At 62.9% G+C, this 19,407-nt stretch carries 19 protein-coding genes; 7 read left to right on the top strand and 12 right to left on the bottom strand.

The window, feature by feature from the left end:
• Positions 1-6: 6 nt before the first annotated feature.
• A complete protein-coding gene (locus V7S54_RS12895) occupies positions 7-3,042 on the bottom strand; it encodes a helicase-related protein (protein ID WP_065374229.1) in 3,036 nt (1,011 codons plus the stop codon).
• Between the two features lie 483 nt (positions 3,043-3,525).
• Here V7S54_RS12895 and V7S54_RS12890 point away from each other — a divergent pair, with 483 nt between their 5' ends.
• A complete protein-coding gene (locus V7S54_RS12890) occupies positions 3,526-3,708 on the top strand; it encodes a hypothetical protein (protein ID WP_065374062.1) in 183 nt (60 codons plus the stop codon).
• A 13-nt stretch (positions 3,709-3,721) separates the two neighbouring features.
• On the opposite strand, the gene V7S54_RS12885 is transcribed toward V7S54_RS12890, so the two are convergent.
• Together V7S54_RS12885 and V7S54_RS12880 are read right to left on the bottom strand one after the other, a co-directional pair.
• Entirely contained in the window at positions 3,722-4,447 is a 726-nt protein-coding gene (locus V7S54_RS12885) for a beta-ketoacyl-ACP reductase (protein WP_065374061.1), read from the bottom strand.
• A 389-nt stretch (positions 4,448-4,836) separates the two neighbouring features.
• Positions 4,837-6,018: an acetyl-CoA C-acetyltransferase gene (locus V7S54_RS12880; RefSeq protein ID WP_057254884.1), complete on the bottom strand. Its 1,182-nt coding sequence runs from the start codon at positions 6,016-6,018 to the stop codon at positions 4,837-4,839.
• Between the two features lie 224 nt (positions 6,019-6,242).
• Here V7S54_RS12880 and phaR point away from each other — a divergent pair, with 224 nt between their 5' ends.
• Entirely contained in the window at positions 6,243-6,821 is a 579-nt protein-coding gene (gene phaR / locus V7S54_RS12875) for a polyhydroxyalkanoate synthesis repressor PhaR (protein ID WP_034802922.1), read from the top strand.
• A 203-nt stretch (positions 6,822-7,024) separates the two neighbouring features.
• Here phaR and V7S54_RS12870 read toward each other — a convergent pair whose 3' ends face one another.
• The 5 genes from V7S54_RS12870 to mtgA all read right to left on the bottom strand — a co-directional run bounded on the left by V7S54_RS12870 (position 7,025) and on the right by mtgA (position 10,388).
• A complete protein-coding gene (locus V7S54_RS12870) occupies positions 7,025-7,426 on the bottom strand; it encodes a hypothetical protein (protein WP_065374059.1) in 402 nt (133 codons plus the stop codon).
• A gap of 350 nt (positions 7,427-7,776) precedes the next feature.
• On the bottom strand, positions 7,777-7,962 hold the full coding sequence (gene rpmF / locus V7S54_RS12865; RefSeq protein WP_057254881.1) for a 50S ribosomal protein L32: 186 nt from the start codon (positions 7,960-7,962) through the stop codon (positions 7,777-7,779).
• A gap of 145 nt (positions 7,963-8,107) precedes the next feature.
• A complete protein-coding gene (locus V7S54_RS12860) occupies positions 8,108-8,755 on the bottom strand; it encodes a glutathione S-transferase family protein (RefSeq protein WP_065374058.1) in 648 nt (215 codons plus the stop codon).
• 21 nt (positions 8,756-8,776) lie between these two features.
• Positions 8,777-9,511: a DUF1868 domain-containing protein gene (locus V7S54_RS12855; protein ID WP_065374057.1), complete on the bottom strand. Its 735-nt coding sequence runs from the start codon at positions 9,509-9,511 to the stop codon at positions 8,777-8,779.
• Positions 9,512-9,614: 103 nt separating this feature from the next.
• Entirely contained in the window at positions 9,615-10,388 is a 774-nt protein-coding gene (gene mtgA, locus V7S54_RS12850; RefSeq protein ID WP_083203581.1) for a monofunctional biosynthetic peptidoglycan transglycosylase, read from the bottom strand.
• 145 nt (positions 10,389-10,533) lie between these two features.
• Between mtgA and V7S54_RS12845 the strand changes: the two genes are divergently transcribed.
• Positions 10,534-11,448 carry a polyprenyl synthetase family protein gene (locus tag V7S54_RS12845; RefSeq protein ID WP_336408450.1) on the top strand — a complete coding sequence of 305 codons (915 nt, stop codon included), beginning with the start codon at positions 10,534-10,536 and terminating at the stop codon, positions 11,446-11,448.
• A 4-nt stretch (positions 11,449-11,452) separates the two neighbouring features.
• Positions 11,453-12,508 carry a histidinol-phosphate transaminase gene (gene hisC, locus V7S54_RS12840; protein WP_065374055.1) on the top strand — a complete coding sequence of 352 codons (1,056 nt, stop codon included), beginning with the start codon at positions 11,453-11,455 and terminating at the stop codon, positions 12,506-12,508.
• Between the two features lie 176 nt (positions 12,509-12,684).
• Here the strand turns inward: hisC and ispG are convergent, their stop codons facing one another.
• The 4 genes from ispG to V7S54_RS12820 all read right to left on the bottom strand — a co-directional run bounded on the left by ispG (position 12,685) and on the right by V7S54_RS12820 (position 16,506).
• Positions 12,685-13,938 (bottom strand): flavodoxin-dependent (E)-4-hydroxy-3-methylbut-2-enyl-diphosphate synthase, encoded by a 1,254-nt coding sequence (gene ispG, locus V7S54_RS12835; protein WP_058321661.1) that lies wholly within the window; start codon positions 13,936-13,938, stop codon positions 12,685-12,687.
• A gap of 188 nt (positions 13,939-14,126) precedes the next feature.
• The gene (locus V7S54_RS12830; protein WP_065374054.1) at positions 14,127-15,311 is read right to left on the bottom strand and encodes an MFS transporter; all 1,185 of its coding nucleotides are present in this window, start codon (positions 15,309-15,311) and stop codon (positions 14,127-14,129) included.
• A 29-nt stretch (positions 15,312-15,340) separates the two neighbouring features.
• A complete protein-coding gene (locus V7S54_RS12825) occupies positions 15,341-15,724 on the bottom strand; it encodes a glyoxalase/bleomycin resistance/extradiol dioxygenase family protein (protein ID WP_065374053.1) in 384 nt (127 codons plus the stop codon).
• The gene (locus V7S54_RS12820) at positions 15,721-16,506 is read right to left on the bottom strand and encodes a DeoR/GlpR family DNA-binding transcription regulator (RefSeq protein WP_083203579.1); all 786 of its coding nucleotides are present in this window, start codon (positions 16,504-16,506) and stop codon (positions 15,721-15,723) included. The genes V7S54_RS12825 and V7S54_RS12820 overlap by 4 nt, the downstream gene beginning before the upstream one ends.
• Positions 16,507-16,779: 273 nt before the next feature.
• On the opposite strand from V7S54_RS12820, the gene V7S54_RS12815 reads away from it, so the two are divergent.
• The 3 genes from V7S54_RS12815 (at position 16,780) to V7S54_RS12805 (ending at position 19,195) form a co-directional block, all read left to right on the top strand.
• Entirely contained in the window at positions 16,780-17,553 is a 774-nt protein-coding gene (locus V7S54_RS12815; RefSeq protein ID WP_065374051.1) for an amino acid ABC transporter substrate-binding protein, read from the top strand.
• Between the two features lie 203 nt (positions 17,554-17,756).
• Positions 17,757-18,437, top strand: a complete 681-nt coding sequence (locus V7S54_RS12810; RefSeq protein ID WP_336408451.1) for an amino acid ABC transporter permease — start codon at positions 17,757-17,759, stop codon at positions 18,435-18,437.
• Positions 18,434-19,195: an amino acid ABC transporter ATP-binding protein gene (locus V7S54_RS12805; RefSeq protein ID WP_065374049.1), complete on the top strand. Its 762-nt coding sequence runs from the start codon at positions 18,434-18,436 to the stop codon at positions 19,193-19,195. Before V7S54_RS12810 ends, V7S54_RS12805 begins: the two co-directional genes overlap by 4 nt.
• The last annotated feature ends 212 nt before the right edge of the window (positions 19,196-19,407 follow it).

The raw sequence follows: 19,407 nt of genomic DNA, 5'->3' as shown, positions 1-19,407 counted from the left end.
CCTGCCTTACTTCTTCATCTGCTCCTTGAGCGCCGCGAGTTTGGCGAAGGGCGAATCCGGATCCACCGGCTTCTCGCGACGCGGCGGGCGCGCCTCGAACTTGCCCTGGCCGGGCTTGCCGCCGCGGTCGTGACGATCATGACGATCACCACGGTCCTGGCGCGGACCGCCTTCCGATTTGCCGCCGTCATGGCGCTTGCCGCGCACCGGCTGGCCGCCCTTGCGTCCGCCCTCACGTCCCTCGCTCTGGCCTTGGCCTTGGCCTTGGCCATGTCCATGGCGCTGGCCGCCGCGACGCTGGTCGCCCTGGTGGCGACCGCCGCCCTGGCGCTGGTTATCCTGGCGAGTGCCGGGACGCCACAGCAGCACGGGCTTGGCTTCGACCGGTTCTCCGGTCTCGGCGACTTGAGCTTCGGCTGGTTGCACCTCGCTGGTGGCGACTTCGCCCTCAGCGTTCTCGGCCTCGGCGGCCGGTGCCTCAACGGCTGCGGTCTCGACATCCGACGCGCTGTCAGCAGCGTCCGCGTCATCGACGGCAGCAACCGGCTCGGAGGCGGCGGCAGCAGAGGCGGGCGCACCGTCCTGGCTGGCGAGGAAGGCCGCAGCCTCCTCGGCCTTGACGCTGTCGGCCCGATAGCCAAGGCCCTTCAGGATCTCTTCCATATCATCAGGCGTTGCGCCGAGGATCGAAAGCATCGAGGTGGTGGCGGTGAAACGACGGCCGTCATAGGCGCCTTCGGGACGCGGCTGTGCGCCGGGCTTCCACTGCAGCAGCGGCCGGATGAGATCGGCCAGGCGCTCGAGGATGTCGATGCGCACGGCGCGCTTTCCGAGGAAGCGGAAGCCGGCAAGCTTGTAGAAGGTGCGCTCGAAGGACGGATCGGTGACGACCGACGTACGGCCGGCCGCGAGCATCGGAATGAGGTCGCCATAGCCGGGCTTGTCGAGGCCGTCGTTCTTCAGCGCCCAGAGCAGCGTGATCAGCTCGGCCGGAGCCGGCTTCAAGAGCGCCGGAAGGAAGATGTGGTAGGCGCCGAAGCGAACGCCGTATTTGCGGATCGAAGCGCGGCCGTCCTGGTCCAGCGACTTCACGTCGTCGGCGACATCGCGGCGGAAGAGCACGCCGAGGTTCTCGACGAGCTGGAAGGCAAGGCCCTTGGCGAGGCCTTCGAGGTCTTCAGCGCGCGAAATATCGTCGAGCGGCTTCAGCACCGTACCGATGTGATGGTTCACGAAACGCTCGATGCGGGCCACGACATGCTCGCGGGCGTTCGCCTGCAGCTGATCGTCGGCAAGCAGAATGACGCGCGGACGCATGACATGGTCGCTCGCTGCCAGACGGGCGACGGGATCGCCGAGCCAGCGCACGAGACCATCCGACGAAAGCGCCAGGTCGTTGTTGCCCGAGGCGTGCAGACGTGCGGCCCGCGCCTCGAACTCGAGCGCCAGCGCCTTCTGGGCAGCGCCCTGCACGGCCTTGGCGTCCGGGCCGTCGCCGCCGGTCGCCAGCGTAAACCGGAAACCGGTTAGTTGTCCTACGTGGTGTCCTTCGACGAAGACATCACCATTCACACTGATTTCAGCTTCCAGCATAGCATTCTCTCTCAGGCGCTTCATGAGCACAGATGTCCTGCGATCAACAAAGCGTTTCGTCAACCGTTCATGTAGTGCGTCGGATAATCGATCTTCAATTTCCCGCGTCTTTTCTTGCCAGTGTGTCGGATCGGCCAGCCATCCCGGCCGGTTCGACACATAGGTCCAGGTCCTGATCTGCGCGATTCGCGCCGAAAGTGTGTCGATCTCACCGTCGGTGTGATCGGCACGCCTGACCTGTTCGGCCATGAAGTCCTCGTTCACCGTACCCCGGCGAACGAGATCCGCGTAGATCGTCGAGATCAGATCGGCGTGCTGGGCGGGCGTGATGCGCCGATAGTCCGGCAGCGCGCAGGCTTCCCATAGTTTTTCGACGCGCTCGGCATTGGTCGTAATGTCGACGACCTCCGGGTAGCGGGTCAGATGCTCGAACGCCTGCTGGTCTACCGCAGGTAGCGCCCGGGCAAGGCCCGGAACCGTCGGCGCCGCATCGAGGCTCTTCTTCAGGGCCGTAATCGAGGCGTAGTCGAACGCCTTCGAGCGCCACTGCAGTACCTTCACCGGATCGAACTCGTGCGACTCGATGCGATGAACGAGCTCGTTGTCGAAAGGATCGACGCGACCCGTGACGCCGAACGTTCCGTCACGCAGATGTCGCCCGGCGCGCCCGGCGACCTGCGCCAGTTCGGCCGGGTTCAGGTTGCGAAACTGGTAGCCGTCGAACTTGCGGTCCTGCGCGAAGGCGACGTGATCGACGTCGAGGTTGAGACCCATGCCGATCGCGTCGGTCGCCACCATATACTCGACGTCGCCTTCCTGATAGAGCGCCACCTGCGCATTGCGCGTGCGCGGCGACAGCGCGCCGAGCACGACGGCGGCACCACCGCGCTGACGGCGGATCAGTTCGGCGATCGCATAGACTTCGTCGGCCGAGAAGGCGACGATCGCCGAGCGATGCGGCAGGCGGGTGATTTTCTTCGAGCCGGCATAGAGAAGCTGCGACATGCGCGGCCGCTCGACGACCGTGATGCCGGGCAGGAGGTGCTCCAGGATCGGCCGCATCGTTGCAGCCCCCAGAAGCAGCGTCTCGCCGCGTCCTCTCAGATGCAGGATCCGGTCGGTGAAGATGTGCCCGCGCTCGAGGTCGCCGGCAAGCTGCACCTCGTCGATCGCCACGAAGGACGCGGTCGTCTCGCGCGGCATCGCTTCGACGGTGCAGACCGAATAGCGGGCGCGATGCGGAGTGATCTTCTCCTCGCCGGTGATCAGCGCGACATTGTGATGGCCGACCCTTTCGACCAGGCGCGTATAGACCTCGCGCGCCAGGAGGCGCAGCGGCAGGCCTATGACGCCGCTGTCATGCGCGATCATGCGCTCGATCGCATAGTGCGTCTTGCCGGTATTGGTTGGCCCGAGCACCGCGGTTACGCCGCGGCCGCTCAGGATCATGGGGTGAACGGACACGTCATCGATCCCGGGCATTCAGAAATTACGCCAGCGTCTTTTCACGCTGGCGGCAAACACATGCCCACGCACCGAGCCAAACGCAAGAGGCGCCGACAACTAAAACCATCGTTCGGCGCCTCTGATCCCAGAGCACCACCTGTTGTGGTTGGCGCAACCCGGTTTCGGAACAGCCGTGGAACGAATCGGCGACGAATCGAAGACTCATCGCGATTCACTGTATGTTCACGACTACATATAGATTTCAACACCGAACGTTGCACCACATCCTGAATCTGACGCCTCGCGCGTGTGTTGGAGCCCATGACTCGCCTTAATCCTGGCTGTCCCATTGCCAGACAGGTCAAAGGATTCCGAATCCAAGACTCTGGAAAGCCTGGAAAATTTTTAACGAAATTCATCGGAGATTCACTAGGCAGAGAGAATGAGAATCGCACCGCGCACCCTCGACCAATACGGGAGGATCCGATGTCGACTCGTGATCCGCGCATCATTCCGCTTTTGTTCTCCACAAGATATAGTGTCTGCGTCGCGCGCCGGCAACAGAATCACGGGCGCAACTTCGGGATTCAAATGCCGGGGCAACAGGCGTTTCTTCTCTCCGCCCTGCACAAAAATGGCGCCCCGCAGGGCGCCGCTCAAAAGCAATGATGAGACCAGAAGGTCAGACGAAGAACTGTCCGCCATTCGCCGAAATCGTCGAGCCGGTGATGAAGCCGGCGTCGTCGGAGGCCAGGAACACCACGCAGCGGGCGATTTCTTCCGGCTCGCCGAGGCGGCCGACCGGGATCTGCGGGATGATCCGCTCGTTCAACACCTTCTCCGGCACCGCCCGCACCATTTCCGTGCCGATATAGCCCGGGCAGATGGCGTTGACGGTGATCCCCTTCGCCGCACCTTCCTGGGCGAGCGCCTTGGTGAAGCCGAGATCGCCGGCCTTGGCCGCCGAATAGTTGGCCTGGCCCATCTGGCCCTTCTGGCCGTTGATCGACGAGATGTTGATGACGCGGCCGAAACCGCGGTCGCGCATGGCGGACCAGAGCGGATGCGTCATGTTGAAGAGACCGGTGAGGTTGGTGCCGACCACCTCGCCCCATTGCTCGGGCGTCATCTTGTGGAACATCGCATCGCGGGTGATGCCCGCATTGTTGACCAGCACGTCTACCGGGCCGAGATCGGCCTCGACCTTGGCGATGCCCTCGGCACAGGACTGATAGCTGGAAACATCCCACTTATAGACCGGGATGCCGGTTTCCTGCTTGAAGGCCTCAGCCTTTTCGTCATTGCCGGCATAGTTTGCGGCCACCTTGTAGCCGGCATTCTTGAGTGCGATGGAGATTGCCGCGCCGATGCCGCGCGACCCACCTGTGACCAATGCTACCCTGCTCATGCACGCCTCCCACTTGATCAGTTCAGTTTCTCAAAGGCCTTCTTCATCAGCTTTTCGCCGACCTGTCGTCCGTAGCGCTCGGCGACAGCCTGGAACTGAGGCGTCGCGAGCATAGACATACCTACCTCGCACTTGGTGAGTGCGAGGTTCATCATCAGACTGGAGAGCTGAACGAGCGATGCTTCAACGCACCGCTGTCATCGTTCAGGGCCGCAACCACCATGTCCCTGAAAACGGCCTCGTCGTCCGAGGTCGTATGTTCCAGCATGCACTGAACCAACCGCGCCTCGTCGAGAGGCGCGGGATTGGCATGTGCGGAAACGATCGGCGAACCGGCCAGCAAGAGGGAAAATGGAACCCACCTGGCGCTGTTCATGCCGCCAAACCGATTAGAGCCGTTCGACGCACATGGCGACGCCCATGCCGCCGCCGATGCAGAGCGTTGCAAGCCCCTTGGAAACGCCGCGGCGCTTCATTTCGAAGAGCAACGTGTTGAGCACGCGGGCGCCGGAAGCGCCGATCGGATGGCCGATGGCGATCGCACCGCCATTGACGTTGACGATCGACGGATCCCAGCCGAGGTCCTTGTTGACCGCGCAGGCCTGTGCCGCGAAAGCCTCGTTGGCCTCGACCAGTTCGACGTCTCCGATCGCCCAGCCGGCTTTCGCCAGCGCCTTGCGCGAAGCCGGGATCGGGCCGGTGCCCATGACCTGCGGATCGACGCCGGCCGTTGCCCAGGAAACGATACGGGCGAGCGGCTGGATGCCGCGCTTGGAAGCCTGCGCTTCGGTCATCAGCAGAGTGGCCGCCGCGCCGTCATTGAGGCCGGAGGCGTTGCCGGCGGTGACCGTGCCTTCCTTGTCGAAGGCCGGACGCAGCTTCGTCATCTGGTCGAGCGTTGCGCCATGGCGGATATATTCGTCCTGGTCGACGGTGACGTCACCCTTGCGGCCCTTAACGATGAAGGGAATGATCTCGTCGGCGAACCGCCCGGCCTTCTGTGCCGCTTCGGCCTTGTTCTGCGAGGCGAGCGCGAAAGTATCCTGCTCTTCACGGCTGAGCTGCCACTGGCGGGCGACGTTTTCGGCGGTGATGCCCATGTGATAGCCGTAGAAGGCGTCGGTCAGACCGTCCTTGATCATCGTGTCGATCATCTTGAAATCGCCCATCTTCACGCCGCCGCGAAGATGCGAGCAATGCGGCGCCATCGACATGGACTCCATGCCACCGGCGACGATGATATCCGCATCACCGGTTGCAATCTGTTGCATGCCGAGCGCCACGGCACGAAGACCGGAACCGCAGAGCTGGTTCATGCCCCAGGCGGTCTTTTCCTGCGGAAGACCCGCCTTCATCGCCGCCTGACGCGCCGGGTTCTGGCCCTCGCCGGCCTGCAGGACCTGGCCGAGGATCACCTCGTCGACCTCGCCTGCCTCGACGCCTGCGCGCTCGAGCACGCCCTTGATGACGGCGGCGCCGAGCTCGTGCGCCGGTGTGTTGGCGAATGCACCGTTGAAGGATCCGACCGCGGTACGGGCGGCGCTGGCGATCACGATGGAGGGATTGCTCATGGGACGTTTCCTCAGATCTTTCTTGCCTAATGAAGGCAGACTGTCAAAGCGCGCGGCGCAAGTCAAACGCCTTGATGCCCTGCCACAAAACCGTCATCTGAGGTTGAACCGCAAGATTTCGCACTTGCGTCACCGCAACGCACAAAGACATTGTCAGCGGCGCTCTTTTGCGGATACTCTGAAAAACGCAATAAAGACGGGATGATGGGTGAGAGGAGACCCTGATGGCGAAGCACGAAGGCCAGATCGTTATAAAAAAATATGCGAACCGGCGGCTCTACAACACCGGGACCAGCACCTATGTCACGCTCGACGACCTGGCTGTCATGGTGAAGAAGGGCGAGGATTTCATCGTCCAGGACGCAAAGTCCGGCGAAGACATCACCCATTCCGTGCTGACGCAGATCATCTTCGAGCAGGAGTCCAAGACCGGCAACACGCTTCTGCCGATCTCCTTCCTGCGCCAGCTGATCTCGTTCTACGGCGACCAGATGCAGATGGTGGTGCCGAGCTATCTCGAGCATTCGATGCAGGCTTTCACCGAGCAGCAGTCGCAGATGCGCGAGCAGATCAACAAGGCCTTCGGTGACACGCCGCTCGGCAAGAACCTGCAGGTTCCGCTGCAACTTGTCGAAGAGCAGGTCCGCCGCAATACCGAGATGTTCCATCAGGCGATGCAGATGTTCTCGCCTTTCATCACCGCCCCGCCGGTGAAGGAAACCAAGAAGGCCGAAGCCAAGGATATCGACGAGCTCAAGGAGCAGCTTCGCGCTCTCCAGACCAAGCTCGACAATCTCGGCTGAGCGCATTCTCCTTGCAAAGGCGGGTGTGAGCCACCCGCCCAATTCCCGTCCAGCAAACAATACCCTGAATTGGGCCAACGCCCGAGGATCGATCGTGACCTAAAGCGCGTCGCGAACTCTCAGATTCGCTCCTTGCGCTTTAAGTTCTTGATATTTCGCATGTCGTTGTCGCAAAACCGCTGCGCACTTTTGCGCGACAGGCTTTAAAGGCCGATCGACACGTCCCGTCCGGCCGAGCGCATCGAGACGGCGAAGCCGGCGATGACGTCGATGAAGCTGATCGTCATCAGGATGAAGAACAGCTGGGTTGCCGCCGGCGCCAGCAGCAGGAATTCGATCAGGAAGGCGATGAACAGGATCATCGACAACAGGTGATCCATCAGCGCACGCGTGCTCGTGCGGGTCGCCTTCAGCAATTCGACGAAGAGCAACAGCAGTGCGACGACGATCAGGAGGTCGCCGAAGCGCATCGTCCAGGTCGCGCCCGACAGCATGGACAGCGACAGCATCTCGGCGTTCAACCCGGCCATACCGCCGAACATTCCGATCATCGCGAAATTGTAGACAACGAACGGCAGGATCAGCAGCGGAACGGCAGCGAGCATCAGGCGCAAACTCCTTTGCCGCGTCTTGCGGCGTCTTCAGGCCTACTGCATGTTTCCTTTAATCGTAGCCGATTGAAGGACAAAAACATGCAGCAATTCAAAGTGCTACAGCGACCTTTGCGCGTCTGATAAGACGCGCGGCGCTGTAGAGCGCTGTGCGTTCGCATGAACGCACCAAGGACGCTCTAGCACTTTGGGTCTAGAGCATCTCTCCGCTCCCAGTGACTTCACCTTGGCGCGTGATGCTCTAGCTCCTGCGGATAACACAGGGTCCAAGCGAGAAAATGTCAGACGCAAAACAAAAGGGCCGGCAGAGCCAGCCCTTTGAACCATTCCACGAACGGAAACGCTTATGCGTTTTCCTTCGGGGTCAGAACCTGACGGCCACGGTACATGCCGGTCTTCAGGTCGATGTGGTGCGGACGACGCAGTTCGCCGGAGTTCTTGTCTTCGACGTAGGTCGGCGTCTTGAGAGCGTCAGCGGAACGGCGCATGCCACGCTTGGACGGGCTCGTTTTTCTTTTCGGTACAGCCATTTCATTCTCCACTTATCGGGCAAACACTGTTCAGCAGCCGAAATGGCCGTGTAAAACAGATGTTAATCACGGAAATTTGGCGCGCTTATACATGGGCAACTGCTGTTTGACCAGTCCCCAGCCGCAAATTTTCGACTCGGCCGTTTCAGACCTCGTCTTCGGCAGCGACCCAGGGCTCCGCGCGGGCGGCCTCTTCCCATTTCAGGAAAGCGGGATGTGCCTTGACGCGATCCATGTAACCGAGCGTTTCCTGATCCGCAACGAGATCGTAGACGTCGAAGCGGTTGACCACAGGTGCGTACATCGCATCCGCCGCGCTGAAGGATCCGAAGAGGAACGGGCCGCCGGATTGGGCGAGCGCCTCCTTCCAGATTTGCTCGATGCGGACGACATCAGCGCGAACGTCGGCATCCACCTGAAGAGCCCGCCTCTCCCGGCGGACGTTCATCGGGCAGGCACCGCGCAGCGCCCTGAAACCGGAGAGCATCTCCATGGAATAGCTGCGGGCCCGGGCGCGGGCCTGGCGATCGGCCGGCCAAATCCCGGCGTCGGGAAAGAGCTCGGCGACATATTCGATGATCGCCAGCGACTCCCAGACAAGCAGATCGCCATGCCGCAACAACGGCACGCGCCCCGTCGGCGAGACCGCGCGGATATCAGGATTGCCGGCCGCGAAATCGAAGGGAATGACCACGTCCTCGAAGGCGATGCCCGCGGCGGTCATCGCCATCCAGGGCCGCATCGACCAGGACGAATAGTTCTTGTTGCCGACGTAAAGGGTAAGTCCGGTCATCTACATTCCTTGATGCTGGCCTTAATTGCTGGCCGTGATTGCTGATCTGTCCGAGAAAACGATCAGTTCCTCGAAATGGTTCATGTCCTCAAACGAGCAGAAGGCCGGCGGATCGAGCTCGATCACCGGCGCCCGTTCCCTGAGGTAGGCGAGTTGTTCGCTCAACATTTCCTGCCAGCGCGGCAGTGCCGCGTCATCGAGCCAGTCGATGACATAGGCGAAGGTGATGTGAAACGCATAGTCGTCATGATCGGGATGGCGATAGCCGAAGACTTCGGCGAAAGCATCGCGCCAAGCCTTGAGGCAAGCGCGATCGGCGGCGCTGTCGCCTTCAAGCGCAAGACCGGTCGGCGTGACATCCGTCACGCGGGCCCGGAAGGGCTGCAACGGCGCAAAGTGCTTCAGCCGCGCACAGTAGTGTTCGGTCATCACATCGATCGGCGTATCGAGCGCCATATCGACGGGCCAATAGGGTAGCCTGCGACGATATTCGATGATGCCCTGGAAGATCGTCATATGCAGGCTGGACGGATGGGTGAAGGCAAACTGCCCGGCCTCGGGCATCGCCATCAGACGCTCACGCACGGCAAGTACGGCCGCCTCGGACGGTGATCCGGCGGTGACGTGGGAGACGACTGTGTTGCCCGGCTCCCGCAGGAAGCGGCCGTCGGTGGCGTAGCGGGTTCCGAGATGCTTCGGCGGAATGGTGTTTGCGTTGCGGCCAAAGGCGAGAAGCGAAGGGGAAATTGGGGGCATGGGAGCGATCGGGCCTTTCGAATGGAGAGAGGCCCAGATGGCAGAACTCTACGAAGCCAGGATGACATCCCCCGGCAACCGCATCCAATGAAAAGGTCTGATCTCAATCATAAAGGCAGGTGATGTAGCCGCCGGAGCGGCTGGCGCGACGCTCGATCAAATTCGCCAGACGCTTGAGCCCACGGCCGGGTTTACCGGCGTTGCGCTCTTTCGGATTGGGCAGCGAAACCGCAAGCAGTGCGGCCTGCCGGCGCGAGAGCTTCGCCGCGGAAACGCCGAAATGGTGGCGGGCCGCCGCCTCGATACCGTAGATACCATCCCCCCATTCGGCGACATTCAGATAGATCTCCATCAACCGCCGCTTGCTCCAGACGAAGTCGGCGGCAATTGCCAGCGGCAGTTCCATGCCCTTGCGCAGGAAGGAGCGGCCGTTCCAGAGGTAGAGGTTCTTGACCGTCTGCATCGGGATGGTGCTGGCGCCACGGGTCGATTCCCCGTCAAGCGCATCCTCGACCACGCCGCGCATCTGGCCCCAGTCGACACCGTCATGGGCGCAGAACTGACCGTCCTCCGACATCATCACCGATTGGACGAGCACCGGCGAGATGTTCTCGAAATCGACCCATTGGCGGTCGTAGCCGCGAAGCAAAACGAGATCGCGCAGCATCAAGGTGGAGACCGGGTGGACGAACTCGACGAGATAGAGAACGATCAGCACATAGGGCAGGGCAACGAAACCCAGGACAGCCAGGATGATCTGGCGGCGTTTCGTGCGTAACGTCCGGCGAAGCGAAGACCAGCGACTGGAAGGCACTTCGCCCTCCTCGCGCGCTTCCGGAACGACGTTCACGGCCTGACTGTTCACCTCGCTGTCCATCCGCTTCTCTTAGTGCATGGTCCGGCAAAGTTGAACGGGCTTTCTGGTAAAAGGCAAGGCGCCCAGGCGGCTGTCCCAGGGAAAGCGCGCCGCTGCGACACGAATCCCCGTTGAAAGCCCTCTTCGCCCGTGCCAAAGAGCGCGCATGAGCCAGGACACATCGCCCTTTACCCGCCGCCTTACCGGCAATGCCCGCGCCGTCGAAGCTCTGCTCGAGCGCCTGCTCGGCTCGGCGACAGCGGTCGACGAGATCACGCGACCGGCAAACCTGCTCGCGGCCATGCGGCACGGCGTGCTGAACGGCGGCAAGCGTCTGCGCCCCTTCCTGGTGATCGAATGTGCGGATCTTCTCGGCGGCAGCCTAGATGCATCCTTGCGCGTCGGCGCGGCGCTCGAATGCGTCCATTGCTATTCCCTCGTCCATGACGACCTGCCGGCGATGGACGACGACGATATCAGGCGCGGCCAGTCGACGGTGCACAAGGCCTTCGACGAGGCAACCGCGATCCTCGCCGGCGACAGCCTGCTGACCTTCGCCTTCGACACCATCGCGGCCCCCGAAACGCTGCTGACGGACGGCCAGAAAGTGGAGCTGATCCTGGCGCTCGGACGCGCCGCCGGCCACGGCGGCATGGCCGGCGGACAGGCGCTCGATCTGGCAGCGGAGAAGTCGCCGCCCGACGAGGCCGGCATCGTGACGCTGCAGGCCATGAAAACCGGCGCCCTCATCCGCTTCGCCTGCGAAGCGGGCGCCATCGTCGCTGGCGCATCGAAAGACGACCGCGCCCGGCTTCGCCACTTCGGCGAAAAGATCGGCCTCGCCTTCCAGCTCGCCGACGACCTGCTCGACCTCACCGCTGACGCAGAGACCATGGGCAAGGCGACCGGCAAGGACGCCGCCCGCGGCAAGGGCACGCTGGTCGCGCTGCACGGCCAGGCCTGGGCAGAAGAGCGGCTGGAGCAACTGGTCGCAGAAGCCGAAGCCCTGCTTGCGCCCTATGGCGAGCGCTCGGCCATTCTCGTCGACACCGCCCGTTTCGTCGCCAACCGCAGGAATTAACCCCGTGAGCAAATACTGGTCGCCGATCGTCTCGAAGCTCAAGCCCTATGTGCCGGGCGAGCAGCCGCGCATCGCCAATCTGGTGAAGCTCAACACCAACGAATGCCCCTACGGCCCTTCTCAGAAGGTGCTCGACGCGGTCCGCACAGCGGCGAGCGATGACTTGAGGCTCTATCCCGATCCGCTGGCGCTGAAGCTTCGCCAGGCGATCGCCGCGCGCTATGGGGTGACGGCAGAAGAAGTCTTCGTCGGCAACGGCTCGGACGAGGTGCTGGCCCATATCTTCGCCGGCCTCCTGAAGCACGACTCGCCGCTGCTCTATCCGGATATTTCGTACAGCTTCTATTCGACCTATGCGCGGCTCTTCGAGATCGACACGGTCGAGGTCCCGCTCAACGACGCCTTCGAGATCGACATCGCCGACTATGATCGCCTCTGCGGCGCGATCATCCTGCCGAACCCGAACGCGCCGACCGGCATCGGCCTGCCGCTCGCTGATATCGAGCGGCTCGTCGCAAGCCACCCGGACCAGCCCGTCGTCATCGACGAGGCCTATGTCGACTTCGGCGGCCAGTCGGCAGCAGAACTCGTTTCGAAATACGAGAACCTGCTGGTCGTGCAGACCTTCTCCAAGTCGCGCGCGCTTGCAGGCCTTCGTGTCGGCTTCGCCATCGGCCAGCGGCCGCTGATCGAGGCGCTGGAGCGGGTGAAGGACAGCTTCAACTCCTATCCGCTCGGCCGTCCGGCGCAAGCAGGCGCCATCGCCGCGATCGAGGACGAAGCCTGGTTCGAGGAAACGCGCGCAAAAATCATCGGCTCCCGCGAACAGCTTGCGGCGGACCTCGCTCAACGCGGCTTCGACGTATTGCCATCTCAGGCCAACTTTGTGTTCGCCCGGCATCCGGGCCATGACGGCGAGGCATTGATGAAGGCGCTGCGCGAGCGGGCCGTGCTGGTCCGCCATTTCGCCAAGCCCCGCATTTCCGATTTCCTGCGCATCACGATCGGTACCGATCAGGAATGCGCGCGACTGATCGAAGCGCTGGACGAGGTTCTCTAGAGCGCCGTGCGTTCAGATGAACGCACAAGGGACGCTCTAGCCTTTTGATTCTAGAGCGTCTTTCCGCTTCGAGTGATTCCACTTGAGAGCGGGATGACGTCGCGGCGATAGGCCTGAAGCCGCGCTTCCGGGCGGCAGGAGCCGTGTACGTCGCTTGGAATACCGGAAGAAAACGCCTATTCGGCAGCCGCCTGGCCGCGGCCATAACGCTTCTCGATGTAATCGGAAACCAGCGTCTCGAAGTCCGCGGCGATGTTCGGGCCGCGCAGCGTCATCGCCTTCTGGCCGTCGATGAAGACCGGGGCGGCCGGCATTTCACCGGTGCCCGGAAGCGAAATGCCGATGTCGGCATGTTTGCTTTCGCCCGGGCCGTTGACGATGCAGCCCATCACCGCGACCTTCAGGCCTTCGACACCGGGATATTTCTCGCGCCAGACCGGCATGTTGCGGCGGATATCGTCCTGGATCTTCTGTGCGAGCTCCTGGAACACGGTGGACGTCGTGCGCCCGCAGCCGGGACACGCTGCAACCACCGGAATGAACTGGCGGAAGCCCATGACCTGCAGCAGTTCCTGCGCCACCTGCACCTCGCGGGTGCGGTCGCCACCGGGCTCCGGCGTCAGCGAAATGCGGATCGTGTCGCCGATGCCCTGCTGCATCAGGATGCCGAGCGAGGCGGAGGAGGCGACAATGCCCTTGGTGCCCATGCCGGCCTCGGTGAGGCCGAGATGCAGCGCATGGTCCGAGCGGGCCGACAGCATGGCATAGACGGCGATCAGGTCCTGGACACCCGAAACCTTGGCGGAGAGAATGATACGGTTGCGCGGCAGGCCGATCTCCTCGGCGAGATCCGCCGAGAGCAACGCCGACTGCACGATCGTCTCGCGCGTCACCTGCTGGGCCGTCAGCGGAAAGCCGTTCGCCTGGTTCTCGTCCATCAGGCGCGTCAGGAGTTCCTGGTCGAGCGAGCCCCAGTTGACGCCGATGCGCACCGGCTTGTCGTAGCGGATCGCCATTTCGACGATCTCGGCGAACTGCTTGTCCTTCTTGTCCTTGAAGCCGACATTGCCCGGATTGATGCGGTACTTGGCAAGCGCCTCAGCGCAGGCCGGATGATCGGCCAAGAGCTTGTGGCCGATATAGTGGAAGTCGCCGACGAGCGGCACGTCCAGACCGAGGCGCTCGAGCCGCTCGCGGATCTTCGGCACGGCGGCGGCACTTTCGTCGCGGTCGACGGTGATGCGCACCAGTTCCGAGCCGGCCTTGTGGAGAGCGGCAACCTGCGCCACCGTTCCGTCGATATCGGCGGTATCGGTGTTGGTCATCGACTGGACGACCACCGGCGCGCCACCGCCCACTATGACCCCGCCGACATCGACGGCGACGGACGCTCGGCGGGGCTGCGGATCAAAATCGAAGGCGGCAGACATGAAGGCCTCTTGGTCCCCAGGTCACGCCAGTGACCTGGTCTCATCGTTTCAGCGCGGGATGCGGGCGGAAAACCGCATGGACTTCTGCCGTCCCGCTCATGCTTTTCGTCCATCAGGTGGATGAGGAAAGCACCGTTGTCAACGGCGACATCATGCCCTGACGGCGATTTGATGGCAGGCGGCCGGCCTCAGTGCCCCTTTGCGTGGTCGGCATGATGAGCATGATGCGACAGCATCAGCACCACAATGAACAGCACCGGCACCGAGGCAAAGACGATGGCAAAGCCAGTGTGTTCGGCAACGAAGCCGATCACCGACGGCGCAAACAGCATGCCCGAATAGCCCATGAAGGTCGCGACCGAAAGGCCGATGCCAGGCTGCAGGCCCGGCATGTTGCCGGCCGCCGAAAAGGCGATCGGCACCATGTTGGAGATGCCGACGCCGGCAATCGCAAAGCCAAGAATGGCGATATAGGCATTCGGCGCCGTGCCCGCGATGATCATGCCGACGAGTGCAGTGACCGTGCAAATCCGGAGCGTCCGCTTGGCGCCGAAGCGGTCGCGCACGAGGTCGCCGGCAAAGCGCATGGTCGCCATGGTGGCGGAGAAAGCGGCAAAGCCGAAGCCGGACAGTTCCACCGAGGCACCAAGCTCGTTGCGCAGGTAGAGCGCGCCCCAATCGAGCACCGTGCCCTCCGGCACCATCGAAAACAGCGCCATGATGCCGATCAGCCAAGGAAGCGGCGTCATCGGCAGGCGGAGCTTTTCCTTGGCGGCGGCCGGATGCGGCTTGTCGGCAAGGATCATCGGCCAGGCAATCGCGATCAGCGCCAGGCAGATCACGGTGACGACGAAGACATGCGGCAGCACGCCGACGCGCGCCATGAGGAACCCGCCGATGCCGGCACCGATCAGGCCGCCAAGGCTCCAATAGGCGTGGCAGGAGGACATGATTGCCCGCCGCATCGATTTCTCGACCTCGACCGCATTGGCGTTCATGGCGACATCCATCGCGCCGACGAAACCGCCGAGCACGAACATGCCGATCGCCGCCGCCCAGACGTTTGGCACCAATGTCAAAAGCAGAAGCAGCGGCGACAGGATGATGGCCGTCACCTTGACCACCTTCTGCGAACCGACGCGGGCGATATAGCCGCCGGCAATCGGCATCAGCACCAGCGAGCCGATGCCGAACATCAGGATCAGGAGGCCGAGCACGCTTTCGCTTATGCCGAGCCGGTCCTTGAACTCGGGGATCTTCGGTGCCCAGCTGCCGGTAACAAAGCCGTTCATCAGGAAGAGCAGGGAAACCGCCAGCCGGTTGCGGGTCATATAGCCTTGGCGGACGGTCGCGGTGGGAGAACGTTGGTCCATGGGATTGCCTCGTTGCCGGATCGGCCGGCTCAAACAGTGATTTCGATCAGATTTCCATCAGGGTCGCGAACAACCGCCTCGTAGAAGCCGTCGCCGGTCCAGCGCGGCTTTGCGATCAGTATGCCCTCAGCGTCGGCGCGCGCGGCCATGGCGTCGACCGCCTGCTCGCTGCCGAGCGACAGCGCCACATGGGCAAGGCCCGTGCGCTCTTGCGCCGGATCGCCCGGAGCAACCCAAGGGCCCTCCATGATCTCGATCGCTGGTCCGTCGCCAAGCCTCAGGAAGCGTGAGCGGAAGCCCGGCCGCCGCCGGCTTTCGTAAACGTCGCCGACCTCGGCGCCGAAGATTGTCGACCAGAAGCGGGCGATCGCCTCGAGGTCACGGGTCCAGAGGGCCACATGGGTGATGCTCATCGTTCAGGCCCTCCTGCCAGCAGAATTTCCGCGCCGGCTGCCTGGAACGCCGCACGATGCGCTGCCGGGGCATCAGCCTCCAGGATCAGCACCGCCCTTTCGTCAATACCGACGATCGCGTGGGCCGCCGCCGTCCCGAGCTTGTCGCTGGTGATGGCAACAACGAGACGCCGGCTGCGCGCAGCAATCAGTCGCTTGAACTCCGCATCCTCGAAATAGATCGCTGTCAGGCCCGCTTCGGCATCGGCGCCGCAGGTGCCGAGAAGGCAGAGATCGGGCCTGAGCAGTTCCGCGTCGCGCTGCGCCCGCGCGCTGATGGCCGCACCGACGGCACGGTTGAGTGGCCCGCCAAGTAGGATGAGATCGACGCCAGGCTTCTCCATCAGCGCTGCAGCGATCAGTGGCGTATTGGTAACGACCGTGACCTGCAGGTCGGGTTCAATCAGCTGGGCGATGGCGAGGTTTGTGGAACCGGCATCGAGGAACACGGTCATGCCCGGCTTGATCAGGCCGACGGCTGCGCGGGCAAGCATTGCCTTGCGCTCCGGCGCCATCGCCACCCGCTCGCTCAAACTGCTGTGCGCCGCCGGAACGACCGGAAGCGCGCCGCCATAGACCCGCTCGCAAAGGCCCGCTGCCGCCATTTCGCGCAGGTCGCGGCGGATCGTGTCTTCGGAGACGTTGAGCTCGGCAGCGAGATCCGCAGCCAGCACCCGGCCCTTGGCCTTCAGCCGCTCCTGGATCAGCGTCTTTCGCTCACGAAGTAAGAGATCGCTCGACATTTTTGCCAATCGTGCATAAACGTGCATAAATCGCTATGAATGTGCATAACGACTTTTGAAACCGATTTCAAGTCGCACAATCAGCCAAATCACCGCGGGCCAGCAATTCGAGCAAACCGTGCCTTTTGCGCGTGATCGACGCCATTTCGAGGAAAATTCTTCATCAAAACGCTCGGGAATTGGTGTTTTATGCGCTCAGATCGCCAATCTTTTATGCGATTGTCCGCTCAATCCGGACGACGGGCCGGACCACAAAGAAGATGGAAAACCACGATGAAGCTCCTCCCCACGCTGTTCGCCGCCGCTCTGATGCAGATTACCGCCCTCACTTCTGCTGAAGCCGGCGAAAATCTCGACGCGGTCAAATCCGCCGGTGTCCTGAAGATCGGCACCGAGGGCACCTATGCGCCCTTCACCTATCACGACGCCTCCGGCGCGCTCGTCGGCTTCGACGTCGAGATCGGCCAGGCTGTCGCCGAGAAGCTCGGCGTCAAGGCCGAATTCCTTGAAGGCAAATGGGACGGCCTGATCGCCGGCCTCGACGCCAACCGCTACGACACGGTCATCAACCAGGTCGGCATCACCGACGAGCGCAAGAAGAAGTACGACTTCTCCGAGCCCTACATCGCCTCCAAGGCCGTGCTGATCGTCAAGACCGACAACGAGGAGATCAAGGGCTTCGCCGACCTCAAGGGCAAGAAGTCTGCTCAGTCGCTGACCAGCAACTTCGGCAAGCTCGCAACCGCGTCCGGCGCCGAACTCGTCGGCACCGACGGCTTCGACCAGTCGATCCAGCTCGTGCTCACCGGCCGCGCCGATGCGACGATCAACGACAGCCTCTCCTTCCTCGACTTCAAGAAGAAGAAGCCCGACGCGCCGGTAAAGATCGCGGCCGAACAGGCCGACGCCGACTTCTCCGGCATCATCATCCGCAAGGACGAGCCGGAACTCTTGGAAGCGATCAACAAGGCGCTTGTCGAGATCAAGGCCGACGGCACCTACGACAAGATCTCGCAGAAGTACTTCGGCGCCGACGTCTCGAAGTAAATCCCGATCTGCCGGCCGGTTTTACCACCGGCCATTCTCGTTACAGCGCCGCGCGTCAAACATGGCGCGCAAAGGACGTTGTAACACTTTAGGCTCGCTGCATAATCTCCACCCTAATCGATTCCGATCCAGGGGATTATGCAGTATGAATCGCGATCCGTTCCGGTCACCGGGGCGGATCGCGCTTTTTGAAAGGCCCGCCCTTGCCCACCTGGCTCCAACTCATGCTGGATTCGCTGCCGTCCCTGCTGTGGGCCGGCCTCACCTTCACCATCCCGCTGACGCTGCTTTCCTTCATCTTCGGCCTCGTCCTTGGCCTCGCCACGGCGGTCGCCCGCCTGTTCGGGCCGGCGCCGGTCGTCGCCATCGCGCGGTTTTATGTCTGGGTCATCCGCGGCACGCCGCTGCTCGTCCAGCTCTTCGTGATCTTCTATGGCCTGCCGAGCGCCGGCATTCTGCTCGACGCCTTCACCGCCGCGCTCATCGGCTTCTCGCTGAACGTCGGCGCCTACACGTCCGAAATCATCCGCGCCGTGATCCAATCGGTTCCGCGCGGGCAATGGGAGGCCGCCTACTCCATTGGCATGAGCTGGAGCCAGGCGATGCGTCGCACCATCCTGCCGCAGGCGACCCGCGTCGCCGTGCCGCCGCTGTCGAACACCTTCATCTCGCTGGTGAAGGACACGTCGCTGGCCGCCGCCATCACCGTGCCGGAGATGTTCCAGACCGCCCAGCGCATCGTCGCCACCACCTATGAACCGCTGATTCTCTATATCCTGGCGGCGCTGATCTATCTCGCCATGAGCTCCGTGCTCTCGGCCCTGCAAGTGCGGCTGGAGCGGCGCTTCGCCCGCTATGGCGGCTTCCTGGAGGCACGTGCATGATCGAGCTCTCCCACATCGAAAAGCGCTTCGGCGACAATCTGGTGCTGAAGGATATCTCCGTCACGCTCGCCGAGGGCACGGTGACGGCCTTGGTCGGCCCGTCGGGCGGCGGCAAGAGCACGCTGCTGCGCTGCATCAATCTGCTGGAGATCCCAACGTCCGGCGCAATCCGGCTTGGCGACGAGACGCTGGAATTCTCACCCGGCCGCAAGGTCGGCTGGGCGGCGATCCAGCGCCTGCGCCGGCAGACCGGCATGGTGTTCCAGAACTTCCAACTCTTCCCGCACCAGACCGCACTCGGCAACGTCATGGAGGGCCTCGTCACGGTGCTGAAATGGCCGGCGGAGAGGGCGAAGACGCGCGCCATGGAACTCTTGGAAAAGGTCGGCATGGCGCACAAGGCCGACGCCTGGCCGGCGACGCTTTCGGGCGGACAGCAGCAACGTGTGGCGATCGCCCGCGCGCTTGCCCCCTCGCCGCGCGTGCTTCTCTGCGACGAGCCAACCTCGGCGCTCGACCCGGAACTGGCGGAAGAAGTCGTCGAGGTCCTGAGCCGGCTTGCTCGTGAAGGCACGACCATGGTCATGGCGACCCACGACCTCCGGCTTGCCTCTCGCGTCGCCGACAAGGTGATCTTCCTCGACGGCGGTCTCATCGTCGAAAGCGGTGCCCCGAAGACGATCTTCTCCGCGCCCGAGCGCGAGCGCACCAAGAAGTTCATCGCCTCGCTGAGCGCCCCGCACGACTACGAGATTTGAGGCACAAGGTCGAGCGAGGATCGCATTGGCGGCATAGCGCGAAGACCGAAGCCCACCCTCCGTCATCCTCGGGCTTGACCCGAGGATCCATGCGCGAGCAGTCGATTATACTGGCGACCCTTGGCGACTGGGTTGTTTCGCAAGGGGTGACCTTGTGAATGGATCCTCGGGTCAAGCCCGAGGATGACAGAGGTACAGGCTAGACCGGCCAC

Origin of the sequence: Ensifer sp. CCNWLY38 (assembly GCF_037120565.1) — a bacterium.
GTDB classification, from domain to species: Bacteria; Pseudomonadota; Alphaproteobacteria; order Rhizobiales; family Rhizobiaceae; genus Ensifer; species Ensifer adhaerens_H.
The sequence above is the reverse complement of the archived record's forward strand: the minus strand, read 5'-3'. Positions and strand labels throughout refer to the sequence as shown.

Excerpts from the sequence above, each read along its gene's own strand:
- V7S54_RS12820 (WP_083203579.1), bottom strand. The coding sequence starts at position 16,506 with ATGTCGAGCGATCTCTTACTTCGTGAGCGAAAGACGCTGATCCAGGAG.
- V7S54_RS12845 (WP_336408450.1), top strand. The coding sequence starts at position 10,534 with ATGAGCCAGGACACATCGCCCTTTACCCGCCGCCTTACCGGCAATGCC.
- V7S54_RS12860 (WP_065374058.1), bottom strand. The coding sequence starts at position 8,755 with ATGACCGGACTTACCCTTTACGTCGGCAACAAGAACTATTCGTCCTGG.
- ispG (WP_058321661.1), bottom strand. The coding sequence starts at position 13,938 with ATGTCTGCCGCCTTCGATTTTGATCCGCAGCCCCGCCGAGCGTCCGTC.
- mtgA (WP_083203581.1), bottom strand. The coding sequence starts at position 10,388 with ATGGACAGCGAGGTGAACAGTCAGGCCGTGAACGTCGTTCCGGAAGCG.
- V7S54_RS12825 (WP_065374053.1), bottom strand. The coding sequence starts at position 15,724 with ATGAGCATCACCCATGTGGCCCTCTGGACCCGTGACCTCGAGGCGATC.
- V7S54_RS12885 (WP_065374061.1), bottom strand. The coding sequence starts at position 4,447 with ATGAGCAGGGTAGCATTGGTCACAGGTGGGTCGCGCGGCATCGGCGCG.
- V7S54_RS12880 (WP_057254884.1), bottom strand. The coding sequence starts at position 6,018 with ATGAGCAATCCCTCCATCGTGATCGCCAGCGCCGCCCGTACCGCGGTC.
- V7S54_RS12855 (WP_065374057.1), bottom strand. The coding sequence starts at position 9,511 with ATGCCCCCAATTTCCCCTTCGCTTCTCGCCTTTGGCCGCAACGCAAAC.
- phaR (WP_034802922.1), top strand. The coding sequence starts at position 6,243 with ATGGCGAAGCACGAAGGCCAGATCGTTATAAAAAAATATGCGAACCGG.
- V7S54_RS12890 (WP_065374062.1), top strand. The coding sequence starts at position 3,526 with ATGTCGACTCGTGATCCGCGCATCATTCCGCTTTTGTTCTCCACAAGA.
- rpmF (WP_057254881.1), bottom strand. The coding sequence starts at position 7,962 with ATGGCTGTACCGAAAAGAAAAACGAGCCCGTCCAAGCGTGGCATGCGC.
- V7S54_RS12805 (WP_065374049.1), top strand. The coding sequence starts at position 18,434 with ATGATCGAGCTCTCCCACATCGAAAAGCGCTTCGGCGACAATCTGGTG.
- V7S54_RS12895 (WP_065374229.1), bottom strand. The coding sequence starts at position 3,042 with ATGATCCTGAGCGGCCGCGGCGTAACCGCGGTGCTCGGGCCAACCAAT.
- V7S54_RS12815 (WP_065374051.1), top strand. The coding sequence starts at position 16,780 with ATGAAGCTCCTCCCCACGCTGTTCGCCGCCGCTCTGATGCAGATTACC.
- V7S54_RS12870 (WP_065374059.1), bottom strand. The coding sequence starts at position 7,426 with ATGCTCGCTGCCGTTCCGCTGCTGATCCTGCCGTTCGTTGTCTACAAT.
- V7S54_RS12830 (WP_065374054.1), bottom strand. The coding sequence starts at position 15,311 with ATGGACCAACGTTCTCCCACCGCGACCGTCCGCCAAGGCTATATGACC.